Genomic DNA, 21,841 nt, shown 5'->3' with positions numbered 1-21,841 from the left:
TATCGTTGGCGATTTTCGCGAGCAAGCTCGCTCCTACAGTGGGTAGCCGTCAGTTCAGGAAATAATTAGCGGGTCGACACGGGGCGCTTGACCCACACTGGCGACAGGCTCGAACCGGAACCGGTGACATACAGCACCGCCGCCTCACCACGCTCCAGCGCCACCGGCTTCACGTCGCCGACTTTTTTATCGCCGTCATACAGCGCCAGGCTGACCTTCACCGGGTTGATCTCGCGCTCGCCACGGCCCTTGGCGGCCACGGCCTTGACCACGTCGGTCTTGCCGTCGGCGGTCTTCAGGGTCAGGGCCTTGTCGCTGAGGTTCTGCACGCGCACCAGGGATTTCTGCTTGTTCTTGAACGGTGGTTCTTCGATCAGTTGCGGCTGGCCGGTGCCGCTGTTGACCAGGGTGTAATAGTGATCGGCGGCCAGCTTGACCGTGACGTTCTGGCTGCCGACCTTGGCGCTGTAGTCACCGCCCGGCAGGAAGCTGAAGTCGCTGCTGGCCAGTGGCGCCACATCGCTCAACGCGGTGTTGCCGACGCTGGCGCTGACTTCCTGGTTGCTGGCGTTGAACAGGCGCACGAAGCTCGAGCCTTTCGGCGCGATGGGCCCGTAGAGGGCGGCGTCGCCGGCGAAGGCGGACATCGACACGAAGCTCATGCCGGCGGCCAGGGCCAGGGTCTTGGCGAGACGACGAGGAGTAGTAGTGAAAGTCATGTGAGTTACCTCTCTTTCAGTTTTGCGCCCGGTCGGGCGTCTCGGATTTCTGGGTTTTAACGGGTGTGTTGATTGCCATGTTCTGTTGGCGTGTACCGGCTTGCTTGAGTTGCGCAACCCACTTGGGGTCGGCGTCGCCGATTTCGTTGTTCACCGGCAGATAGCGTTCCGGGAACTCCCAGATCAGCACCTGCGGCGGGCTGTTCTTGAAGTCATCGCTTTTCAGGTAGCTGAGCATCGGCAGGATCGGGCCGTGGCCGTCCTCGGAGTAGTTCACCACTTCACTGCCCAGGGCTTGCTTGAGGGCACCGACGAAGTTCCAGTTGGGGTTGGCGCTGTAGCTGGTGCCCACCAGGGCCACCGGCATCTCGCTGTCGGCAAACAACGCATCATCGCCCGCCGCCTGGGCCTGCACCGCGTGGGTCACGCGTTTTTGCAGGGGTTCCTTGGGCGGCATCAGGTTTTCGAACAGCGGGTCCAGGGGCAGGAACAGGCGCAGGTCACCGCTGTGGGGGGCGATGCTTTCGGCGTCGGTGACAAACCGCTGGGGCTCGCCGCTGAGCAGGGTCTTGGCGTTGATCACGCTGGCCAGTTGCTTGGCGGCGACTTCGGCGCCATCCGGGGTCCAGTGGGTGTCGGTGCGCAGGAACACTTGCTGGCCGTGGAGCTTGGCCTGTTGCAGCGGGCCCAGCAGGTCGGGGGCGATGATCTTGTCGGCGGCCACCCGGGCATGGAAGTCCTGGTAGAGCCCGGCATGAATACTCGCTGGTTGCACTTCACCCAGGTGCTCGGGGTACAGGCGCACCTTGGCCGGGACAATTGCCATCACCAATTGCACACCCTTGGCCTTGAGGGTCTGGCGCACGCCTTCGACCAGGGCGTAGTTGTCTTGCAGGTTCTGCTCTTCGTTGACGGCGGGGTTGAACTCCTCGTCGCTGTATAGCCAGTGATCGCGACCCAGCACCACGCCGGGACGGCCCTCGTTGAACAGCTTGTAGTCCAGGGCCGCCCAGAGGTTGGTGCCCAGGCGTTTGATCGGGAACTCATCGTCGTAATGGGTTTCGACCGCCTTGGCCCAGCGCCCGTTGAGCACGGTGGCGTCGGCGTTGGTATTGAAACCGAAGAAACTGCGCACCGACCACGCGCCCAGGGCCAGCAGCAGGGCCATGAACAGCGCGGCGTAGAGGATGCGGAATGAACGGGTCATGGTCGGCTCCCTCAGAATTGGAAGTAAAGGAACGGCGAGAAGCTTTGCGCCGAGAGTTTCAGAATCGAAGCCACGAACAGCAGCAGGATCACCGCGCGCATGGCATAGCGTGGCCAGTCGGCAGTCCAGTAGGCCGGTTGCACGGCGGCGTTGCTGCCGACGCTGAAGCCGGGTTCCTGGATGCTGCCGGGGGTATCGCCAGGCACCGCCTTGATCAGGCTCGGGTCAGCCGGCTTGGCCTTGTCGGCCGGGCGATTGCTGTAGAAGTCGCGCAGGCCGAAGAACGCCAGTGTGGCGTAGGCCACCACCATGGTTGCCACTTGCAGGCCGGTGAGGTTGGCGCGGTTGAGTTCCGACAGCGACCACTCGCCAAAGCTGAACATCGCGCCGTACATGCGCCCGGCAACGTGCAGGTTTTCGGCGCGGAAGATCACCCAACCCATCACCACCAGCAGGAAGGTGAAGGCCCAGCGCACCGGGTTGAAGCTGCGTGGCGAGGTGTTCAGGCCGATAGCTTTTTCAATCGCCAGCCACATGCCGTGCCAGGCGCCCCATACGATGTAGGTGATGTTCGCGCCGTGCCACAGGCCGCCGAGCAACATGGTCAGGAACAGGTTGCGGTAGGTGGTCAGCGTGCCTTTGCGGTTGCCACCCAGGGTGATGTACAGGTAGTCGCGCAACCAGGTAGACAGGCTGATATGCCAGCGCCGCCAGAACTCGGTGATCGACTGGCTGATATACGGCTGCTTGAAGTTTTCCATGAAGCGGAAACCCATCATCAAGCCCAGGCCGATGGCCATGTCGCTGTAGCCGGAGAAGTCGAAATACAGCTGCGCGGTATACGCCAGTGCGCCGAGCCAGGCATCGCCCGTGGTGGGGTTTTGCAGGGCGAAGCAATGGTCGGCCACCACCGCCAGGGTGTCGGCGATAAACACCTTCTTGATAAAGCCCTGCATAAACCGCGTGCAGCCCTCGGAGAATTTATCCAGGGTGTGGGTGCGGTTGTTGAACTGGTCGGCCAGGTCGCGAAAGCGCAGCACGGGGCCGGCGATCAGGTGCGGGAAGATCGCCACGAACGCCGCAAAGTCGATGAGGTTGCGGGTCGCCGGAGTGTCGCCGCGGTACACGTCGATGATGTAGCTGATGGACTCGAAGATGTAGAACGAGATCCCGATCGGCAACAGCACGTGGGTCAGGATAAACGGCTCCAACCCCGCCGATTTCATCATCAGGTTGATGCTGTCGACGCCGAAGTTGGCGTACTTGAAGTAGCCCAGGATGCACAGGTCGACCGCCACCCCGAGCAGCAGCCAGCGCTGCGCCGGCTTGGTGCGCACGCCTGCTGCACCGACCTTGAGGCCGATCCAGTAGTTCCACAGGGTCACGGCGGCGAACAGCGCCAGGAAGTCCACCCGCCACCAGGCGTAGAACACGTAACTGGCAATCAGCAGCAGCAGATTGCGATAGCGTTGCCCGCTCAAATAGTACAAGCCGAGAAAGATCGGCAAGAACAGAAACAGGAACACATTGGACGAGAAAACCATCCCGATCTCTCCATGTTTAACCAACAGTCAAGGGCCAACGGCCCCCCCAAACCCCCCACGAAAAAACGGGGAGGGCGGTACTACTTTTTCACTGTCGAAACCGGCTCGAAATGTGGGAGCTGGCTTGCCTGCGATAACGGTGTGTCAGGTGACATCAATGCTGAATGTCAGACCGCTTTCGCGAGCAAGCCCGCTCCCACATTGGGAGCCCGTTCCATCAACGGCCTTTTTCGTGCGCCGGGTCGTAGACCTTGGTCAGGTCGCCGCCCAGGCGGAAGGTCTTGAACGGTTGCATGTCGTGCTTGCGTTCGATCACTTCCGGGGCGCAGGTGTAGAGGGTGCAGAAGGGTTCGAGCCAGGCGAATTTGGAGTCCTGCTCCAGGTCATGCATGTCCTGCTCCTTGCCGTTCTTCTGCTCGAAGATGTCCGGATCCTTCACCCCGGCCAGCACCTTGTCGCCCAGGCGCTTGAGCGCGCCGTTGTTCTCACCGCGCACATCCACGCCATTGACCAGAGCAAAACTGGCGATCATCGCCAGCGGCGGCAGGGCGTAGTTGTGGTAGGCCAAGGCCCGTTGCTGGCGCTTCAATTCGTTGGGCAGGTAGCCCTGGGCGTCGACCTGATTGGCGCCGACCTTGTATTCCTTGACGGCCCAATCGAACAGGTCGCGACGGTTGGTGGCGACGGACGTGGCCATCACCGACCAGGCGGCCCAGTACGAGTGGTTGTTGGTTTTTTCCAGGGGCAGGTTGTCCCAGTCGCTGACCACTTGCTCGGCCAGTTTGTTGAACCAGGCTTCGATCAGTTGCGACTCCTGCGGGTACTTGGCCAGCGGTTGCGACTCGGAGAACTTCAGGCGCACATAGGCCGAGGCCATGCTGCCCAACGCCCATTTGCGCATGGACTTGCCGGTGTGGTTGAAGTCCTTGGACATCAGCGCATCGGCCTTGGCCCAGCTCACCAGCCAGTTCAGGGTGCATTGCAATTGCTCCGGGCGACCGTCGCGCATGAACTGCATCACCCGCTTGCTGGTGTCTTTTTCCAGTTTGGTGATATCGGCGGTGCTGTCGCGAAAGGCTTTTTCCGACTGCACGTTCAGGGTCGAACGGGCTTTATCGGAACCTTCGTATTTGCTGCGAAACTGCAGTGAGCCGGTGTAGGGCGTCGGCATGGCGTCGCAGTCGTTCTTGAAGTCGCCGGTCTTGAACGCTTCAATCGGCGCGAAATAGCCCTGGGGCGGGCGCAGCGGCGCGGCGGCGTTGACTTGGCCTGCAAACATCGCCAGGCCCAGCAGCGTTGGAATCAGTAACTTGTGCATAGGTAACCTCATTGTCCAAGTTGCGCGGTCTGCTGACCGCCGCTTGGGAACACGTTGCGTGTGCAAATTTTCGCTTCGACTTTCTGCGCGGCAGCGCCCGCTTCGGGGCCCTGCACTTCCACGGCCAGCAGGTTCTGCGAGGCCCAGTCTTCATCGGTGCGCAGTTCAAAGGCGAAACGCCCGTCTGTCTCGGATGTTTCGGGTTTGTCGATCTTGATGTCCTCGTGGCGACCGTTCATGTACCAGAGGGTGGCTTGCAGGGTTTTCACCGAAGGATCGGCGAAGCGAATGTCGACCTGATGGCGGCTATTGCGCAGGTCCATGTTCTTGCTGTTAACCATCAGCTCGTTCTTGCCGGGCTTGAGGGTGGTGCTGGCGCTCATCTGCGCCGGCTTGCCTTCGCAGCCGTTGTCGAGCAGGGCCATCATCTGGCGGTAGATGGTTTCCTGGTCGAGGCGATACAGCGGCGAGAACTCCCAGATCAGAATCTTCGGTGGGCTTTTCTGGAATTCTTCGCTGCCCAGGTACTGGATCATCGAGCCTTCCAGGCCACCGCCGGGGAAGGCGACGTTAAGGATGTCGGCACCGATTTCCTGTTCCAGGAAGCCGGCGAAGTTGTAGTTCTTGCCGCTGTGGCTGGTGCCCACCAGGGTGATCTGCGGGTTGCCGGAATCGCCGAACAGGTCGCCGTCCGCGGCCTCGCCCTTGGGCTCGGTGCTGAACTGGTCCATGTATTGGATCGCGTAGCTGGTGCCGCACAACTGCCCTGCCATGTTGTGCAGGGTGCCGGTCTTGCCCATGCGTCCGGATTTCTTGGTCTCGAATTCACGCTGGGGGATCCCGGCGAATTCAGGCATGGCGCGCACCTTGGCCCCGACGATTTTCGCGGTGCGCTGGGCGCCATAGGGGGTCCAGTGCTGGTCGCCGCGGAAGTAGAAGTCGTGGGCCGGCAGTTCGTCCGGCAGTTGTTCATTGGTCAGCGGCGACAGGTCCGGCACCACGTAGCCCATCTTGGCAAAACGCCCAAGCATGGTTTTGTAGTTGCCCAGGGCCTTGTCGAAATCAAAGCGCGCTTTCTCTGCCGGGTTGAGCTTGTTGCGGTTTACCAGGCCACGGGTCGGCTGGTAGACCACCACCAACTCCACGCCCTTGCTCTTGAACGCATCGTGCAGTTGCTGCATGCGCTTGTAGCCGGCCGGGGTGGTGTCGAATTCGGTGCGCAGGTCTTCCTGGGTACGGAACAGCCAGTCGCCCTGGGCCTGTACCAGGGTGGTGAAGTTCTGCTGGTAGCGAGTGGTGTAGTTCTTTGCGTCGTGAGCCTCGGGGCACAGGTTGCAGCACGGCTCGGCGGTAAAGCTCGGCGCCTTGGCTTCATCGGCGCGCACGCCGCTGCTGGCGGCCAGGATGCCGAGGGTCAAACCCGAGAGGCTGAGCAGCTTGATCATGTGTGGGTGCATAAAGGTCATCCTCAGTCCTGCAATTGGGTCTGGCGTTCGACAGGGTCGATCAGCACGGCTTTTTTCTGGCGTACCAGCAAGTCGAGAATCTCTTCCTGGCGCTCACCAAGAACGCCGGAGAAGCTGATGCCACTGGATTTGGTCGGCGCGAGCATCGACACGCGGTACAGCTCGATGCTCAACGGCGAGTCGATGGACAGCGGCCCGCTGCCATTGGCCGCCAGTTCGCCGCCGACCACGATCAGCGAGACTTTGGTGTCGAACGGGTCGAGCTCAATGTCGCGGTCGGTGTCGGTCAGGTCCTTGATATGGCCGTAGACGCCGGTCAGGCCGTTGGCCATGGCGAGGTTCTCGTAGAGGCGGATATTCACGCTGTTACGGATCCGAATGCCGTGGCGACGGTTGCTGATCACCTTGTTGCCCCACAGCAGGTTGTCGCCGCTCTCATAGAGGGTGATGCCGTCGGTGTGGTTGCGGTAAATCTCGTTATCGGCGATCAGGTTGTTCACGCTGTTACGGTCGATCACCAGGCCCGAGAGCTTGTTGTCGTAGCTGCGGTTGTTGAAGATGAAGCTGTCGTTGACCTCACGGGAAATAATGATCCCGTGCTTTTTCTTGGTGCCGTAGACGGTGTTGTCGGCAATGATCAGGCCGTGGGAACGGTCGTGGGGGTCGATGCCGTAGACGATGTTGTCTTTGTAGGTGCTGCCCTTGATCACAAAGCCGGTGGTCTCGTAGCAGTAGAAGCCGTACCACATGTCGGAGAACTCGGAATCGACAATCCAGCCGGTGGGTTCCGGGCGCTTGAGGACCTTGGCCATGTTCGGTGTGTACTGGGAAATACTCACGCCATAGGACTTACTGTTGGCGTAGCCGAAGCTGGCCATTTTGCTGTTGACGATATAGGTCTGGGTGCCGCCCCAGGCCAGCAGGAACGGGCGAAATTCCTTGGGCGAGCGGAAGGTCGCCGGGCCGTTGCTCTTCTCGCGCCAGCCGGTGATCTTGGTGTCGCGCACAAACAGCTGGCCGTCGTTGACCAGGAACGAACCGGCCTCCTGGGACAGGCGCAATTCCTGGGTCTGGTTATCGATTTCGAGGATGCCTTTTTCGCCGACCACAATCGGCAGCCTGGCCAGGAATACCCCGGGCGAGGTTTCGCTCAGGTATTGCTTGGGCACCTTCTTGAGCAGGTCCTTGAGGTTCATGTAGCCGTCGTCGATAAAGATCGCCTGGGGGATGCCATGCTGGCGCACCACCCATTCGGCCATCTTGTTGTCGCCGCCGATAAAGTCCTTGAGGGCGTTTTCCTGCATCATCCGGCGCACGCTGACCTTGCCGGCCTTGCTGCGCACGATTTTCTTCGCCACGGCTTGTGCGGTATAGCCCGAGAGGTCCGGCAGCGCCGGCTTGGGCATCTCCAGCGGCGCGGTGGGCGGGCTGGTGATGGTGTAGGTCTTGGCCTGTTGCAGTTCCTTGGCGATGGTGGGCGCCTTGACCTGCGGCTCGACATTGGCAAAGGCCGGGGCGCACGCCAGCAGCATTGCCGCAGCGAGCAGGGCCGAGCCTTTGAGGGCGTGAGGATTCATTGCGCAGGCTCCCATCAGAAGCGCCAGACTACGTCGACAAAGGCGCGGTGCATGTACGAGTCGACTTGCTTGCCATAGGCATCGCCCGGTTTGAATACGCCGCCACGAAAGCGCACCAGGGCCGACGGTTCGTCGATCGACTGGCTGAGGGCTGCGGGCAGCAGGCCTTTCTTGAAGTACTTGGTGACCACCAGGTCCATCTCCTGGCCTAGGTCCTTGTTGCCGTCTACCAGCGGCAGGGATGCGCTGGACAACACGGCACCGGTGACATCGTCGTAGTTGTTCTGCACGGCATTGATGCCGTTGCTGCCCACCGGCTTGTTGCCGTCCACGCGCCAGAACTTGTGGTAGACCAGGCTGGCGTCGTAGTCGTCGCGCAGCTGCCAGGAACCGAACAGGCTCATGGACTGCATATTGTTCATCTCGCCGCGAAACGCCTCGCCAAAACGATGCACCCGCGACTGGGTGCCGGTGAAGTTCGAGCGGTTGCTTTGCAGGCCGTTCTGTTCGTAGTCGGCGCTGGCGCGGGCATAAGCCGCGCCCACTTGCCACTGCGGGTCGAGGCGCAGGCGCACGCCGAGGTCAGTGGCCCAGCCGTCTACATCGGTGTTGCGCTTGGCGTTGGTGGGGCGACTACCGTCGGCGTTCAACGCGTTGACGTTGCTGCGGTCGCCCTGCATACCGGTGACGCTGGCCCAGTAGTTGACGGTATTGGTGTTGCGCCAGTTGTAGGCGTCACTGTTGGCTTCCAGGCCGAGCCAGGTCAGGTCGCCGTTCTGGCGCTTGTCCAGTGGGTCGGCAGCCACGCCCGGTTGTGGGTAGTCGAGCTTGCCGTCGTCGTGGGTGTGATGCCCGCGCACGCCGACCCAATGGCCGGGAGTCCACTGGTAGGCCGCATCGGCATAGAGGTGCTGGCGGTCCTTGTCTTCGGGAGACAGTTCCTTGAGGTCGGTGCGGTACTCGCTGAAGCGTTCGGCAGCGCCGACATTGGCCTTGAGCAGGGTGGTGTCGAAGGTCCAGTTCAGCGCTTCGATATTGGTGTCGCGCCATTGCCCATCGTTATTGCGCAGGCGCTGGCGGCCGAGCTTGAGGATCTCGCCAGGGTAGGGCGTGAAACCGCTGTAGCCGACCCAGAACTCGCGCAGGGCCAGGTAGTTCTTCTTGGTCTTGCGGTCGTTGTTGCTCGACTGCTCGGTGGTGTCGCCATCGGACTGTTGCAGGGTGTCGGTCTCGATGATGTCGCTGGACGCCACCGCCTGGCCCATGGCGTAGGCGCTCCAGGCGCCGCTTTCGCCGTAGATCCACGGGCGCACATCCAGGCCGATGCCGTTGACGTCGCCGCCTTTTTGCGTGCCCAGGTCGCGGTCATCTTCGGACTGGCCGGTGACTTTCACTTCCAGGCCAAAGTTTTTGTCTTCGGTCAGCGCGGCCAGGGTCGGGCATGACCACAGCAGGGCGAAGGTCAGGCCAATGCCGGCCTTGACGAATGGATTGAGTTTCATAGGGATTCCTCGCCGTCTTCTTCTTGCAGGGCGTGCAGTTGCAGCGTGCTTTGGCTCAAGGCGCCACGGGCGGCCAGCTCTTGTTGCAGCAGGCGCTGGCCCTCGGCGCGCTGGGCGGGCGGCAGTTGTTGTTCAAGTTGCGCGGCCAGCTCATTGGCCTGCGGGGTGTCCTGGATCTTTGCCAGTTGGCTGAACACATAGGCGTTGAGCGGGTCGGGCCGGGTGCCCTTACCCTGGGAAAACAATTGAGCGATCGCGAAGTCGGCACTGTTCTGGCCGTTGCGCGCCGCGGTCAGCAAATGGTCCAGGGCCTTTTGCGAGTAGACCTGGCCCAGGTAGCCCCGGCGGTAGATCTGGCCGAGGTAGTAATCGGCAGCCACTTCCTGGCCCTGGGCTTTCTGGAAGTGCTCTTCGGCGGCCTTGGCATCGGCCGGCACCCACTTGCCTTCGTAGTACAGCTTGCCCAGCAACAATTCGGCGCGGGGCTGGTCGGCGGCACGGCCGTTGTCCAGATACTTCATCATCTGCTCGACGTCGCCCAGTTCCGGGAAGTCGTAGAGCAACTGCGCGAGGCTGACCCAGGACGCCGGGTAGCCCGGGGCGATTTTTTCCAGCAGGGCCTGGGCGGTTTTTTCATCAGTCTTGCCCAGGGAGGCATCGCCCAGCACACGGGCCACACTGTCGACCCGCTGGGCGGTGACGGTGCCACGGCTGTAGCCGGCCTCCATCTGCTTGAGCAGTTCGGCCTGTTGCTCCGGTTGCTCGCGCTTCTGGTAGACGGTGGCCAGCTCGACGTAGCAGATATCGGTGCTGCTGAGCGCGGCCTTGCAGATTTTCTCGATGTCATCCAGGTGCTGGTCGTAAGTGCCCTGGGTGCGATACAGCAGCACCTGCGCCAGGCCCGCTTCGGGGTAGCCGGCAGTGCGCCAGGTATCGATCTGCTGCTGTGCGTTGACGCTGGGGAAATCGTGGGGGTATTGCAGGTACAGCATCGCCAGCGGGATCAAGGTGTTGCCCTCGCCATTGGCAAAGGCTTTTTTCAACAGGCTTTCGGCTTCGCGGTGCTCGGCCTCGGTGGCACCGGGCTTGGCCACCAGCAGGCGACCGAGGCGGGCCTGGGCGCGTGGCGATACATCGGCCGCCGCGCGATAGGTGGCCTCGGCCTGCTTGATCTGCGCCGGGTCGCGGCTGCCGACCTGGATATCCGCGAGGCCGACTTGGGCCTCGCTGTAACCCAGGTCTGCCAGTTGCTGATAGTTCTGCGCAGCGGTGGCGGTGTCGCCACGCTTGAGCGCTTCATTGGCCAGGCGCTGGTCGGGCAGGCCGGCGCAACCGGCCAGGCTGACCGCCAATGCCAGCAGCGCCACAGGGCGGATGTGGGAGCGCGCTTTTGTGGGAGCTGGCTTGCCTGCGATGGCATCGTCGCGGTTTGTCTGATGCATCGCGTCGCCTGCATCGCTGGCAAGCCCGGCTCCCACAACAGGCGGTTCCCACAGGGATTGTGTTGTTCTTGAAATAGGGTTCACAGGCATGTCCTCGCTTACAAACCAGCAGCCATGGCTTTATCGATCAGCCAGTTCAGGGACGGGCCACGGTCGCTGGTCACTTCCACCGGGCGGCCGGCGTAGGCGCTGTCCAGGGGGGCGTCGGGCTTGATCTGCACACGGATATCCGAAGACAGGTCGGCGCTGTTGAGGCTGGTGCTGCTGACGATGGTGCCGGTGCGGGTCTGTTCTTCATCGGCGACCTGGAAGCTCACCGGCGTGCCTGGGCGCACATCACCGAACTGGCGATAGGAGAAACGCGCCTCGACGTTGGCCTGGCTGCCGCGCGGCACCAGTTGGAAGATCACATCACCCTTGCTCGCATATTGACCGTCGGCCACCAACTGCTGGGCGACGATGCAGTCGCAAGGCGAGGTCAGGGTGCCGGTCATTTGTTTGCCGAACAGCTCTTCGACCTTGGCCGGTTGCAGTTGGTCTTCGTCCAGGTGGCCCTTGAGCACATCAAGCATGCTGGTGCTGAAGGTCGCCAGTGGCGCGCCTTTGGCGGCAACGCCGTTGTCTTTGATCAGGCTTTGCACGGTGCCGTCGCGGGGCATCGTGACGTTCATCCCCGGCACGCTGACCAGGCCGGCCTGGGCGTGGCTGACGAAGTACATGCCGTACACCGACTTGAACACAAACCCGAACGCCGCCAGGCCCACCAGGAAGATCGCCAGGCTGAAGGTCACGGCGCGCAGGCGGCCAAAGGCACTCATGCCGCTGCCGCTGTCCTTGACCTTGCGCGCCTTGGTGAAGTTGTCGCGCTGCAAGGTGGCCAGCACGTCACCCATGGTCACGATGTCGCCGGACAGGTGCGAGGTGATCAGGTGACGCAGTGTGGAAATATCCTGGGCATCCAGGTTCTGGAACTGGCAACCGGTGCGGCCGGTCTGGCGGTCGTGGGAGCGGATCAACAGCTCCACGTCCATCGCCAGGCCCAGATTGTCGATCACAAATTGCAGGCGTGCCTTGTGCACATCACCGACTTTCAACGGTTGTTGGGCGGCATTGAAGGCCAGGCCGCCGGCGGAGAGGTCGATGACCCGCACTTCCATGGGCGTGCGGTCGGCGCCGAAAAAGCGCAGCTTGGCCGGGATTTTGACACGGGCGTGTTGGCGCTGGGCTTCGGATTCGTGGACAACGTTGGCGTTTACTTGGCTGTTCATGGCGTACTAATTCCTAGGTTAATTCAGGCTTGGCAGGGTCAGACCATCATCAGCAACACGGCGACGAAAATGCTGCCGGCGGAGAAGGTCATGGTCCGAGACGACCAGGTGTTGAACCAACGTTGAAAGCTGGCCAAATCGCGGGTCAGTTTGGTGTCCTGGCGGGTCCAGGACTGTTGATCGAGGCGGAAGAACACGTAGATCTTCACCAGCGCGCCCATGATCTGGTTGTAATAGAGAATCACCGGGTAGGCGGGGCCGATCTTGTGGCCCGAGCACGACAGCAACAGGGTCAGGATCAGGCGCGTGATACCAATCCACAGCAGGTAAGCGAGGATGAACGCACCGCCGTACTTGAAGGTGGCGAGGATCGCCACGGTCAGGCCCAGCAGCGAAGACCACATCGACACACGCTGGTCGAACAGCACCACGCTGGTGAACAGGCCCAGGCGCTGCATACCCAGGCCCAGGGCTCGGGAGTTCTGGCGCAGGTTGTTGCCGTACCAGCGGAACATCAGCTTGCGGCTGGCCTTGATGAAGCTCTTTTCAGGGGGGTGTTCCACGGTGTTGATCGCTGCATCGGGCACGTAGAAGGTGTCGTAGCCCAGGCGCATCAGGCTGAACCAACTGGACTTGTCATCCCCGGTCAGGAACTTGAAGCGGCCCAGGCGCCAGTGTTGCAGCGAGTCGCTTTCCACGTCGGCGATAAAGCCGGGGTCGGTGACGACGCTGGCCCGGAACACCGACATGCGCCCGGTCATGGTCAGCACGCGCTTGGACAAGGCCATGGAGCACATGTTGATGTGGCGCTGGGCGAAGCGCAGTTTGTGCCACTCGCTCATGATGTAGCCGCCGCGCACTTCGCAAAACTCGTTGGTGGTCAGGCCGCCGACATTGCCGAACAGCTGGAACCACGGCACGGTCTTGCGCACCACGCCCTCGGCCAGCACGGTGTCGCCGTCGATTACCGCAACCACGGCGCGGTCGTCCGGCAGGTGGCGGGAGATCGCACGAAAGCCGAAGGCCAGGCCATCGCGCTTGCCGGTGCCGGCGATGCGCACGAAGTCGAGCTTGACGTGATCCGGTGGGTTCATCTTTTCCCAGAGGCTCTTGACCAGCAGCTCATCGGACATTTCCACCAGGGAGCAGACCACGGTGGTAGGGAAGCCGCACTCGATGGCCTCGCGAATCACCGAGCTGTAGACCTGGGCGGTAGTCAGCGCGTCGATCCGAAAACTGGTGACCATCAGGAATACGTGGGAGGGGTCCGCCGCCTTGCCCAGCTTGCGCACTTTGCGCCGCAGGTGCGGGTAGACCACGTACAGGAACAGCATGCCGCGTACAAAGTGCGTGGCGCCCATGGAGTAGCGCCAGATACCGACGGCGCCAATCAGGAAGATGAAATTTCTCGACTGCGAGTCGAATGTGCTCGCCGGCAACGCCAGGGCCAGGCACATCAACACGCTTAAAAACAACAGCCAACCGGCGGCCTGAAGGAGGCCGTGCTTTAGCCTGTGCATAATCTGCATCCGTCTGGAGTCTCGGGCGAGCCTGTGGGGTGGCCCGATGGGGTTGTGGCAGGCTTACAGTGGGGCGCCATCGCCGGCGAGCCGGCTCCTACATGACATGCGCGACCTGTAGGAGCCGGCTTGCCGGCGATCAGCGCGGTTACCAGCAAATGCCTTCGGTACGGCCATTGACACTGGTGGCCTGGGACATGAAGCCCACCAGGTCGATCACTTGCTTGCCGTGCGGGGCGTTCTGCGCCAGGGCGCGGAATTTCTCGTCACGGTTGCCGAGGATGATCACGTCGCTGTTGTTGATTACATCGTCGAAGTCCGAGTTGAGCAGGGACGACACATGGGGGATCTTGCCTTCGATGTAATCCTTGTTTGCCCCATGCACACGGGCGTATTCGACGTTGCTGTCGTAGATGCTCAGGTCGAAGCCCTTGCCGATCAGCATTTCCGCCAGCTCCACCAGTGGGCTTTCGCGCAGGTCATCAGTGCCGGCCTTGAAGCTCAGGCCCAGCAGGGCGACCTTGCGTTTGTCGTGACCGGAGACGATGTCGAAGGCGTTCTGCACCTGGGATTCGTTGCTGCGCATCAGCGAGTTGAGCAGCGGTGCTTCCACATCCAGGGAGCTGGCGCGGTAGGTCAGGGCGCGCACGTCCTTGGGCAGGCACGAGCCGCCGAAGGCAAAGCCCGGACGCATGTAGTACTGGGACAGGTTGAGGGTCTTGTCCTGGCAGACCACTTCCATCACTTCGCGACCATCGACGCCCACGGCCTTGGCGATGTTGCCGATTTCGTTGGCGAAGGTGACTTTGGTGGCGTGCCACACGTTGCAGGTGTACTTGATCATCTCGGCAACGGCGATGTCCTTGCGGATGATCGGGGCGTCGAGTTCTTCGTACAGCGACTGCAGGACGTCGCCCGAGGCTTTGTCCAGTTCACCGATTACGGTCATCGGTGGCAGGTCGTAGTCGGCGATGGCGGTGGATTCGCGCAGGAACTCCGGGTTGACCGCGACACCGAAGTCGACGCCGGCTTTTTTGCCGGAGCAGTCTTCGAGGATCGGGATTACCACGTTGGCCACAGTGCCGGGCAGCACGGTGCTGCGCACCACGATGGTGTGGCGGGTGGTCTTGTCACGCAGGACAAAACCGATTTCGCGGCACACCGCTTCGATGTAGTTGAGTTCCAGGTCGCCGTTTTTCTTGCTGGGCGTGCCGACGCAAATCATCGACAGGTCGGTATCGCGGATGGCGTCGGCGAAGTTGGTGGTGCCGCGCAACCGGCCGCTGGCAATGCCCTGGCTCAATAGTTCGCCCAGGCCCGGTTCAACGATGGGGGATTTGCCCGCATTGATCAGGTCGATCTTATCCTTGGAAATGTCTACACCGACCACTTCATGGCCCCGTGCAGACAGGCAACCGGCACATACTGCGCCCACGTAACCCAAACCAAATATGCTGATGCGCATCGCATTTACCTCTATCTTAATCACGCCATTAAATGGCCGGAGTTCATGTTTTCAAGCGTCACTCATGCACTAGGAAATGCCGTGAATAGACACTGCATTGCCATGTACAGGCATGTTAAAAGTCGAGTGACTAACTAATGCACTCAAGTTGTGCGCAACTTGGCCTTGTTGTTGGGGCTTGCCCTGAAATGCAGCCAGTCTTCTGTGAGAAGGGTCTGGCGTCAGTGCCACAAAGCCTTGATATTGGCATTTAGCCTTTATCTATCAATGCCTTGGGTTGTCTCACTGACCCATTTAGGTAGCCTTTAGCCCTGGCCTTGTAGGGGATGGTCATGCAACCTGATCGCCCGCCCTCAACTAAACAGTTGGTAATTAGACCGAGCAGTCAAAGTTATATATGACAACTTTGCTACTTTCGTTGGTCGCTGTGTAAGTCATATCGCACAAGAACAGAGATAATCGTTACCGGTGGTATGAGCGGCACTCGCAGACATAGTTCCTGGCCGCTCATCCTGTTTCTCGAAATTTCTTGAAATATAAGCAAAGATGGCACTAGTACTATATTGATAGCACTTGCGGATTGGGCTAGTGGATATAGGGAGTTGGCGCGGGGATATAGTTTTATGCCACTACTGTTTGAAAAAAGTGGTGCCACTACGAAAAAAACTGACGGATGTCGAGTGAAAGAAACGTTATGAATTCTGAAGAAATATTTTTGGCGCCAAAATAATGACGATTTCATTGGGGGAATGCGGATAAAAATGTGGGAGCTGGCTTGCCTGCGATAGCGGTCTGCCAGTTGCTGAATGTGCAGCTGACCCACCGCTATCGCAGGCAAGCCAGCTCCTACATGGGACTTGCGTTGTGCTGTCGACCTATTCCGGTGCGTGATCGCGCAAAAACACCAGGTTATCCGGCTTGGACTGCTCGGCATTGAAGCGGTAGCCCTGCACATCGAATTGCTTGAGCTGGGCCGGGTCGTTGATGCGTTCTTCGATCACGAAGCGGCTCATCATGCCCCGGGCCTTTTTGGCGTAGAAACTGATGATCTTGTACTGGCCGTTCTTCAGGTCCTTGAACTCGGTGTTGATGATCCGCGCGTTGAGGGCCGGGCGCTTGACCGCGGAGAAGTACTCGTTGGACGCCAGGTTGAGCAGTACATCATCGCCTTGCTCAGCCAGGGCTTCATTGAGCCACTCGCTGATCCGTGTGCCCCAGAATGCGTACAAGTCCTTGCCACGGGCGTTGGCCAACTTGGTGCCCATCTCCAGGCGGTACGGCATCATCAGGTCCAGCGGGCGCAGCAGGCCGTACAGGCCGGAGAGCATGCGCAGGTGGTCCTGGGCGTAACTGAAGTCGGCATCGCTGAAGGTTTCGGCATTCAGGCCGGTGTACACGTCGCCCTTGAACGCCAGCAGCGCCTGCTTGGCATTGGCGGGGGTGAAGGCCGGGCTCCAGCTGCCGAAACGTGCGGCGTTGAGGCCGCCGATCTTGTCGGAAACATGCATCAGTTCACTGATCTGCGCCGGGCTCAGTTCGCGCAACTGCTCGATCAATTCCTGGGAGTGGTCGAGGTATTGCGGCTGGGTAAAGCGCTGGGTCGCAGGCGCAGTCTCGAAATCGAGGGTTTTGGCGGGGGAAATCACCATCAGCATGAAGTCGTCTCCTGTAATCGTCGGGGGATTCTAGGGGGTAGGGCGGTTTGACTCCACCTATGATGGCGATAGGCACCAAAACTGGCGTGACACGGATTGATATGGCTGGCTTGCCTGTGTAGCCATAGGTATCTACGCATCTTTGAGTCACCGGCTGGCTACCCAGCCGATGGCCTCTTTTGCAAACCTCGCCAGCTCTTGTGGCGTGTATTTATGCTGCGATAGCGGCGTTCGAGCCGACGGAATTTGGATCAATTCGAAAGCGCCAAGAGTTTCCAAATCAGGCGTCGGCAAAAGGAGGGTCAGGTCATCTCTCCGATCAGGTTCTGCCCTACTAGCCGACGGACCTTTTCAAAGCTCAGTTCGGTAGCCAAGAGGACATGCAGTTGGGGATTAACATGTTAATACCTGAAGCTTTAGTTGGGGGGGGGGCAGATGTCGTAAAAAGTTTATGAGGTCTCGCTAGTTGGTTAAGATTTTTTACTTATATGTAAATATCCACCAAAAGTATTGATGAGTAGGCCGATCACGACAATTGCCACTCCGAGCATCTGGGTTGCCGATAGCACTTCCTTCAATATCAACGACGCACTCGTCAGGCCGACCACTGGGACCAATAGTGAAAAGGGTGCAACGCGCCAAGTTTCATAACGCTTGAGCAGCCCTCCCCAGATACCATAGCCAATGATCGTCGCGAAAAAAGATAAGTAGATCAGTGACAGAATCGTCTGAGTATTTATTTCCATTACGCGAGTCAGCATAGAAATATCCCCTTCGAACATCCATGAGCAGACAAAAAATGGAACAATAGGCACCCATGCACTCCACACTACTAACGAAAGAGTGGGCACTTGCCATCGGCGTAGAATTATCTTGTTGGCGATATTTCCCATTGCCCAACACGCCGCTGCGCCAATCGTTAAAAATAATGTCAATAGAGAGACGTTTCCAACTCGAAAATCACCGCCCACGGCGTCTTTGGCCAGACATGCTATACCCATGCACGCAACCAACGCACCGATCATCTGGCTCTTTCCTGGTTTCTCAGATAACAATAAAACACCGAGAAACATTGTAAAAAATGCTTGGCTCTGTATCACCAGTGATGCTACGCCAACAGACATGCCTAACTGGACTGCTAAAAATAGTAACGCAAACTGGCCAAAGCTGATCGTTACCCCATAAATGATTAGCCATTTGAGGGGGGCTCTGGGCATCGGTATGAAGAAAACGGCCGGGAATACGACAAGCGCAAATCTCAAACCGGCCAAAAAAAAGGGTGACATATGGTTTAGGCCTATTTTGATTACAACAAAATTCAGCCCCCAAATGAGCATTACGCTGATCGCTAAAAAAATATCCTTAATGAACATGTTGACTTCCTCAGTACTGCAGGGTGGGCGTAAGTACCTGCTGCCTAACTCCACGCAATAGCTTTTTTCATATCGTCATCAACGTTGCCTAGGAAAAACCCCATTGTGATACGGGTCGTACCTGAAACAGCAAGGATTTGATGGTAATGATTGGGATTGAATGCGTAGATATCGCCTCGCCTAGGGGAGTAGTCACAGGCATTGCTACCGCTGATCACATCTTCACGATATCCCAGCTCCCCTTTAACTTTAAAACGCTCATGAGACGGGTCCCATATTTTTTGATGGATACGCAGCCTGCCGCCTTGAGTGCATTCTTGTAGGCAAACGACACAACTTAGTTGGTGTTTGATTGCGGTGACGGCAAGTCCTGAGCCGCTCCCATCGCGTAATATATTATCGGTGTGCAGGGGGTTAGAGATGCCGTCAGCGTGATATGTTGTATATATCTGACCCAGGCTACAGTGTAGCTGCTGTCTTTTCCTCCACCATAGCCAAGGAGTACTCGATTGTTATTCATTTTCACTTTATTCGGCAGTGATAAAATTAGCCTCGTAGCACATCTGTGGGCTGATTCTATCTCTGCGCTTGTTAAGTAGGATTCTATTTTACTTATATTCATTAATCCCCCTTGACACCTGTCTCGCGTTCTTTGGGTCTGTGCTTGCTATTCTTTTATTTTGTTCGGGTTGCGATAAATACATCGTATTTATTTGTTGCATAGGCAGCGCAGACTGCACAACTGTCCGTTCGGCTAGGTAGGTGTATGACGGAACACGCCTTTGATACTTTTGCGGCGTCGTTACAAATCAGCAATGCGCTTGAGTTCGGCCAATGTGTTTAACGAAGCGATTCCAAGCCAGGACAACGGCAACGGTGACAGTCCGCTATCATGGCCGGTAATTCTGCAGAGGAAGACCCCGCGTGCGAATAACGCTTTTATTATCGGTTTGCCTGTTGTGCCTGAATGTCCACGCCGCCCCGGTAGATGTCGCGAGCCTCGACCGTGGCACCTGGCCGGAAAAACTCAGCAGCCCGGCGCTGTTCGATGTGGCGTCACGCGCCGAAATCCTCATGTTCGCCCACACGCTGCTGGCCAGCGAGGCCTTGGATGAGGCGGCCCTCAAGCAACGCCTGGGGCTGAAGATCATCAACCAGGGCGCCATCGACGACCTGCGTCGCCACCTCTGGCAACGGTTGCTGGAGAACTACGGATTTGCTCAGCAAAGTTGCGAACAGGACGCCTCGTTCTGCTACCTGGTGGACAACATGGACGACCTGCGCGAGCAGGCCGGCAAATTCGAGGTCAGCGACCAATCCTTCTACATAGGCTGGGCCGGCCCTAGCCGCACCTTTCACCAGCGCTATCTGGACGAGTTGCTGCGCAAGGCGGCTCTGTTCCCGCAGATCAGCAGCGAAGTCGCACGGTTTGGTGATTTCGAGCGCAATGGCGATGAACTCAACGACCGCCTGTTTCTATTGACCTTCGATGGCGGCCCGGCGCCACTTAACGGCCAAACCGGCTGGCTGGCCGATTACCTGCGCAAGCAGAAAATGACGGCCACCTTCTTTGCCCTGGGCAACAGCCTGCAAACCCGCCTGGAGAAAACGTCGGCCGCTGATGTGCAGGCGTTGTATCAAGGCCAGTGCGTGGGCATCCAGGGCTGGCAGTATCGCTCCCATAGCCATTGGGTCGACTGGCAGAGTTCGATCACCCGCAGTGCATCACTGACCCAGAACCTGCTGCCGGAAAACTATGTGCCGCTGTTCCGTCCGCCCTATGGCCAGCGCCGGGCCGACAGCCAGGGCTTCTTCCAGGTCCAGGGCCTGCAAGTGGCGTTGTGGGATATCGACTCCCAGGATGAGCCCGGCCAGCTCAAGGCCGACGAGTCGGCCCAGCGGGTGCTGACGCTGATGTTGTTGTGGCGCAAAGGGGTGATTGTGTTCCACGACACCCAGGACAAGGCGCGGGTGGCATTGCCGATGTTGTTGCAGGCAACGGCGCAGAGTGGCTTGGGTTGGCAGGAGTGTCGCGAGGCATTTCGCTGAAGTGCCCGGCCCTGCTGGGGATGAGGGTTTTTCGGGGTGATTTGCTGCGACATTTCGATGCAGGCGGACTTCCGACTTTAGCGGTGTGCGTGGCGCCCCGCCAGTGCTATTCGTCATCCTGAAAAATAAACTTCAAAAAAGCGTCAAAGTGCTTTTTCCTGTCATGGGTTTTGCGGTATTACGAAGACAGATCGCCGAAACCTGCACCACAGGTGGCGTCTTCCCAGACTCCTCAGGTGGGCAATGCACTTGACGTCCCTCAGGTGCATTCGGTGGTCGAATCGAGGCGCAGCACTGTTGTGGTATTGCGTCGACTGGCTCCCACAAAGGTGACCGAGTATGGATGATCATGGACGTACCCCTTCTTCCGACCAGCCAATCCTTTATGTGCTTGATACCAATGTTTTGATCCACGATCCAAACGCGTTGCTCAATTTCGAAGAACACCACGTCGCCATCCCGATGATCGTGCTTGAGGAACTCGACAAACTCAAAAGTGGGCACCACAGCGTCGCCGCCGAATGCCGCCAGGCGATCCGCCTGATCGACAAGACCCTGGGTGAAGCCTCGCCCGAGGATGTTGAGGTCGGCGTACCGATCCAGCGTGGCAAGAGCGGGCCCAAGGGCTTGCTGTCGATCCTGATGAGCAAGCGCAGCGAACCCAACAGCCTGCTGCCGGAAAACCTCAACGACAACAAGATAATCAACCAATTGATCGACCTGCATGCGCGCGACAAGGACCTGCGCCTGGTGCTGGTGACCAAAGACATCAATATGCGCCTCAAGGCACGAGCGTGTGGGATCGCTGCCGAGGACTACAGTACCGACCAACTGGTCGACGACGTGTCGATGCTGTCCCGTGGTTATCACACCATGACCGGCTCGTTCTGGGACCGCGTCAGCAAGGTCGAGACCCGCCAGGACCATGGCCGCACCTGGCACCAGGTGCAGCTGACCGACAACCTGCCGGCCGTGCACATCAACGAATTCATCATCGACGAACAGGGCTTTGTGGGCTGGATCAAAGAGATTCAGGTCGACAAGCTGCTGATCCTCGACCTGCATCAGGAACCCCTGCTGCACCAGGAAGCCTGGGGCCTGAAACCGCGTGATATCTACCAGAGCCTGGCGCTGTACGCGCTGCTCGACCCGGACATCCACCTGGTCAACCTGACGGGGGCTGCCGGCTCGGGGAAAACCATCCTCGCCCTGGCGGCTGCCATCGAGCAGACCATGGTCACCAAGCGCTATCGCCGCATCATTGCCACCCGCAGCGTGCAGGGCCTGGACCAGGAAATCGGCTTTTTGCCCGGCACCGAAGCAGAAAAAATGGAGCCGTGGCTGGGGGCGATCACCGACAACCTCGAAGCCCTGCATATGGATGACGAAAACACCCATGGCAGCGTCGACTACATCCTCAGCAAAGTGCCGTTGCAGTTCAAATCCCTCAACTACATCCGAGGTCGCAGCTTCCAGCAGAGCCTGATTTTGATCGATGAATGCCAGAACCTCACACCGCACCAGATGAAAACCATCATCACCCGTGCCGGCGCCGGTTCCAAAGTGGTGTGCCTGGGCAACCTGGCACAGATCGACACCCCTTACCTGTCCGCGACCAGCTCCGGGCTGACCTACCTGACGGAACGCTTCAAGGACTTCCCGAACGGCGTGCACATTGCGCTGCAAGGGGTACCACGCTCGATTCTGGCCGAATACGCCGAATCCCATCTGTAACC

The 21,841-nt window shown here is 59.4% G+C and carries 16 protein-coding genes; 2 read left to right on the top strand and 14 right to left on the bottom strand.

The genetic code is table 11. The features are described from left to right. Window positions 1–65: 65 nt before the first annotated feature. The 14 genes from BHC62_RS17125 to BHC62_RS29360 all read right to left on the bottom strand — a co-directional run bounded on the left by BHC62_RS17125 (window position 66) and on the right by BHC62_RS29360 (window position 18,466). Window positions 66–719: an alginate O-acetyltransferase AlgF gene (locus tag BHC62_RS17125; RefSeq protein WP_029297892.1), complete on the bottom strand. Its 654-nt coding sequence runs from the start codon at window positions 717–719 to the stop codon at window positions 66–68. 16 nt (window positions 720–735) lie between these two features. Then, window positions 736–1,926, bottom strand: a complete 1,191-nt coding sequence (locus tag BHC62_RS17120; protein WP_029297893.1) for an alginate O-acetyltransferase — start codon at window positions 1,924–1,926, stop codon at window positions 736–738. Window positions 1,927–1,937: 11 nt separating this feature from the next. Beyond that, complete coding sequence (locus BHC62_RS17115; protein ID WP_029297894.1) at window positions 1,938–3,470, bottom strand: MBOAT family protein; 1,533 nt, start codon at window positions 3,468–3,470, stop codon at window positions 1,938–1,940. 217 nt (window positions 3,471–3,687) lie between these two features. Beyond that, window positions 3,688–4,788, bottom strand: coding sequence for a mannuronate-specific alginate lyase (locus tag BHC62_RS17110; protein ID WP_070995619.1), 1,101 nt, complete (start codon window positions 4,786–4,788; stop codon window positions 3,688–3,690). A gap of 8 nt (window positions 4,789–4,796) precedes the next feature. Further along, on the bottom strand, window positions 4,797–6,245 hold the full coding sequence (locus BHC62_RS17105; protein ID WP_029297898.1) for an alginate O-acetyltransferase: 1,449 nt from the start codon (window positions 6,243–6,245) through the stop codon (window positions 4,797–4,799). Window positions 6,246–6,256: 11 nt separating this feature from the next. Next, on the bottom strand, window positions 6,257–7,846 hold the full coding sequence (gene algG / locus BHC62_RS17100) for a mannuronan 5-epimerase AlgG (RefSeq protein ID WP_032867246.1): 1,590 nt from the start codon (window positions 7,844–7,846) through the stop codon (window positions 6,257–6,259). After that, complete coding sequence (locus BHC62_RS17095) at window positions 7,846–9,333, bottom strand: alginate export family protein (RefSeq protein WP_070995618.1); 1,488 nt, start codon at window positions 9,331–9,333, stop codon at window positions 7,846–7,848. The genes algG and BHC62_RS17095 overlap by 1 nt, the downstream gene beginning before the upstream one ends. Next, complete coding sequence (algK, locus tag BHC62_RS17090) at window positions 9,330–10,775, bottom strand: alginate biosynthesis TPR repeat lipoprotein AlgK (protein ID WP_070995617.1); 1,446 nt, start codon at window positions 10,773–10,775, stop codon at window positions 9,330–9,332. Before algK ends, BHC62_RS17095 begins: the two co-directional genes overlap by 4 nt. A gap of 98 nt (window positions 10,776–10,873) precedes the next feature. Next, window positions 10,874–12,043, bottom strand: coding sequence for an alginate biosynthesis protein Alg44 (locus BHC62_RS17085; protein WP_029297907.1), 1,170 nt, complete (start codon window positions 12,041–12,043; stop codon window positions 10,874–10,876). Window positions 12,044–12,081: 38 nt separating this feature from the next. Beyond that, window positions 12,082–13,563, bottom strand: a complete 1,482-nt coding sequence (gene alg8 / locus BHC62_RS17080) for a mannuronan synthase (RefSeq protein WP_371128922.1) — start codon at window positions 13,561–13,563, stop codon at window positions 12,082–12,084. 148 nt (window positions 13,564–13,711) lie between these two features. Further along, on the bottom strand, window positions 13,712–15,028 hold the full coding sequence (locus tag BHC62_RS17075) for a nucleotide sugar dehydrogenase (protein WP_029297911.1): 1,317 nt from the start codon (window positions 15,026–15,028) through the stop codon (window positions 13,712–13,714). Between the two features lie 875 nt (window positions 15,029–15,903). Beyond that, window positions 15,904–16,683, bottom strand: coding sequence for a peroxide stress protein YaaA (gene yaaA, locus BHC62_RS17070; RefSeq protein WP_070995615.1), 780 nt, complete (start codon window positions 16,681–16,683; stop codon window positions 15,904–15,906). A 470-nt stretch (window positions 16,684–17,153) separates the two neighbouring features. Then, window positions 17,154–18,056, bottom strand: coding sequence for an EamA family transporter (locus BHC62_RS17065; protein WP_070995614.1), 903 nt, complete (start codon window positions 18,054–18,056; stop codon window positions 17,154–17,156). Between the two features lie 44 nt (window positions 18,057–18,100). Beyond that, window positions 18,101–18,466 carry a hypothetical protein gene (locus tag BHC62_RS29360; RefSeq protein ID WP_371128924.1) on the bottom strand — a complete coding sequence of 122 codons (366 nt, stop codon included), beginning with the start codon at window positions 18,464–18,466 and terminating at the stop codon, window positions 18,101–18,103. A gap of 514 nt (window positions 18,467–18,980) precedes the next feature. On the opposite strand from BHC62_RS29360, the gene BHC62_RS17060 reads away from it, so the two are divergent. Both BHC62_RS17060 and BHC62_RS17055 read left to right on the top strand, forming a co-directional pair. Further along, entirely contained in the window at window positions 18,981–20,105 is a 1,125-nt protein-coding gene (locus BHC62_RS17060) for a polysaccharide deacetylase family protein (RefSeq protein WP_070995613.1), read from the top strand. 339 nt (window positions 20,106–20,444) lie between these two features. Further along, window positions 20,445–21,839, top strand: coding sequence for a PhoH family protein (locus BHC62_RS17055; RefSeq protein ID WP_029297919.1), 1,395 nt, complete (start codon window positions 20,445–20,447; stop codon window positions 21,837–21,839). Window positions 21,840–21,841 lie beyond the last annotated feature (2 nt).

Source organism: Pseudomonas sp. 06C 126 (assembly GCF_001855215.1).
Taxonomy (GTDB): domain Bacteria; phylum Pseudomonadota; class Gammaproteobacteria; order Pseudomonadales; family Pseudomonadaceae; genus Aquipseudomonas; species Aquipseudomonas proteolytica.
This window is presented reverse-complemented; position numbering and strand designations above follow the sequence as displayed.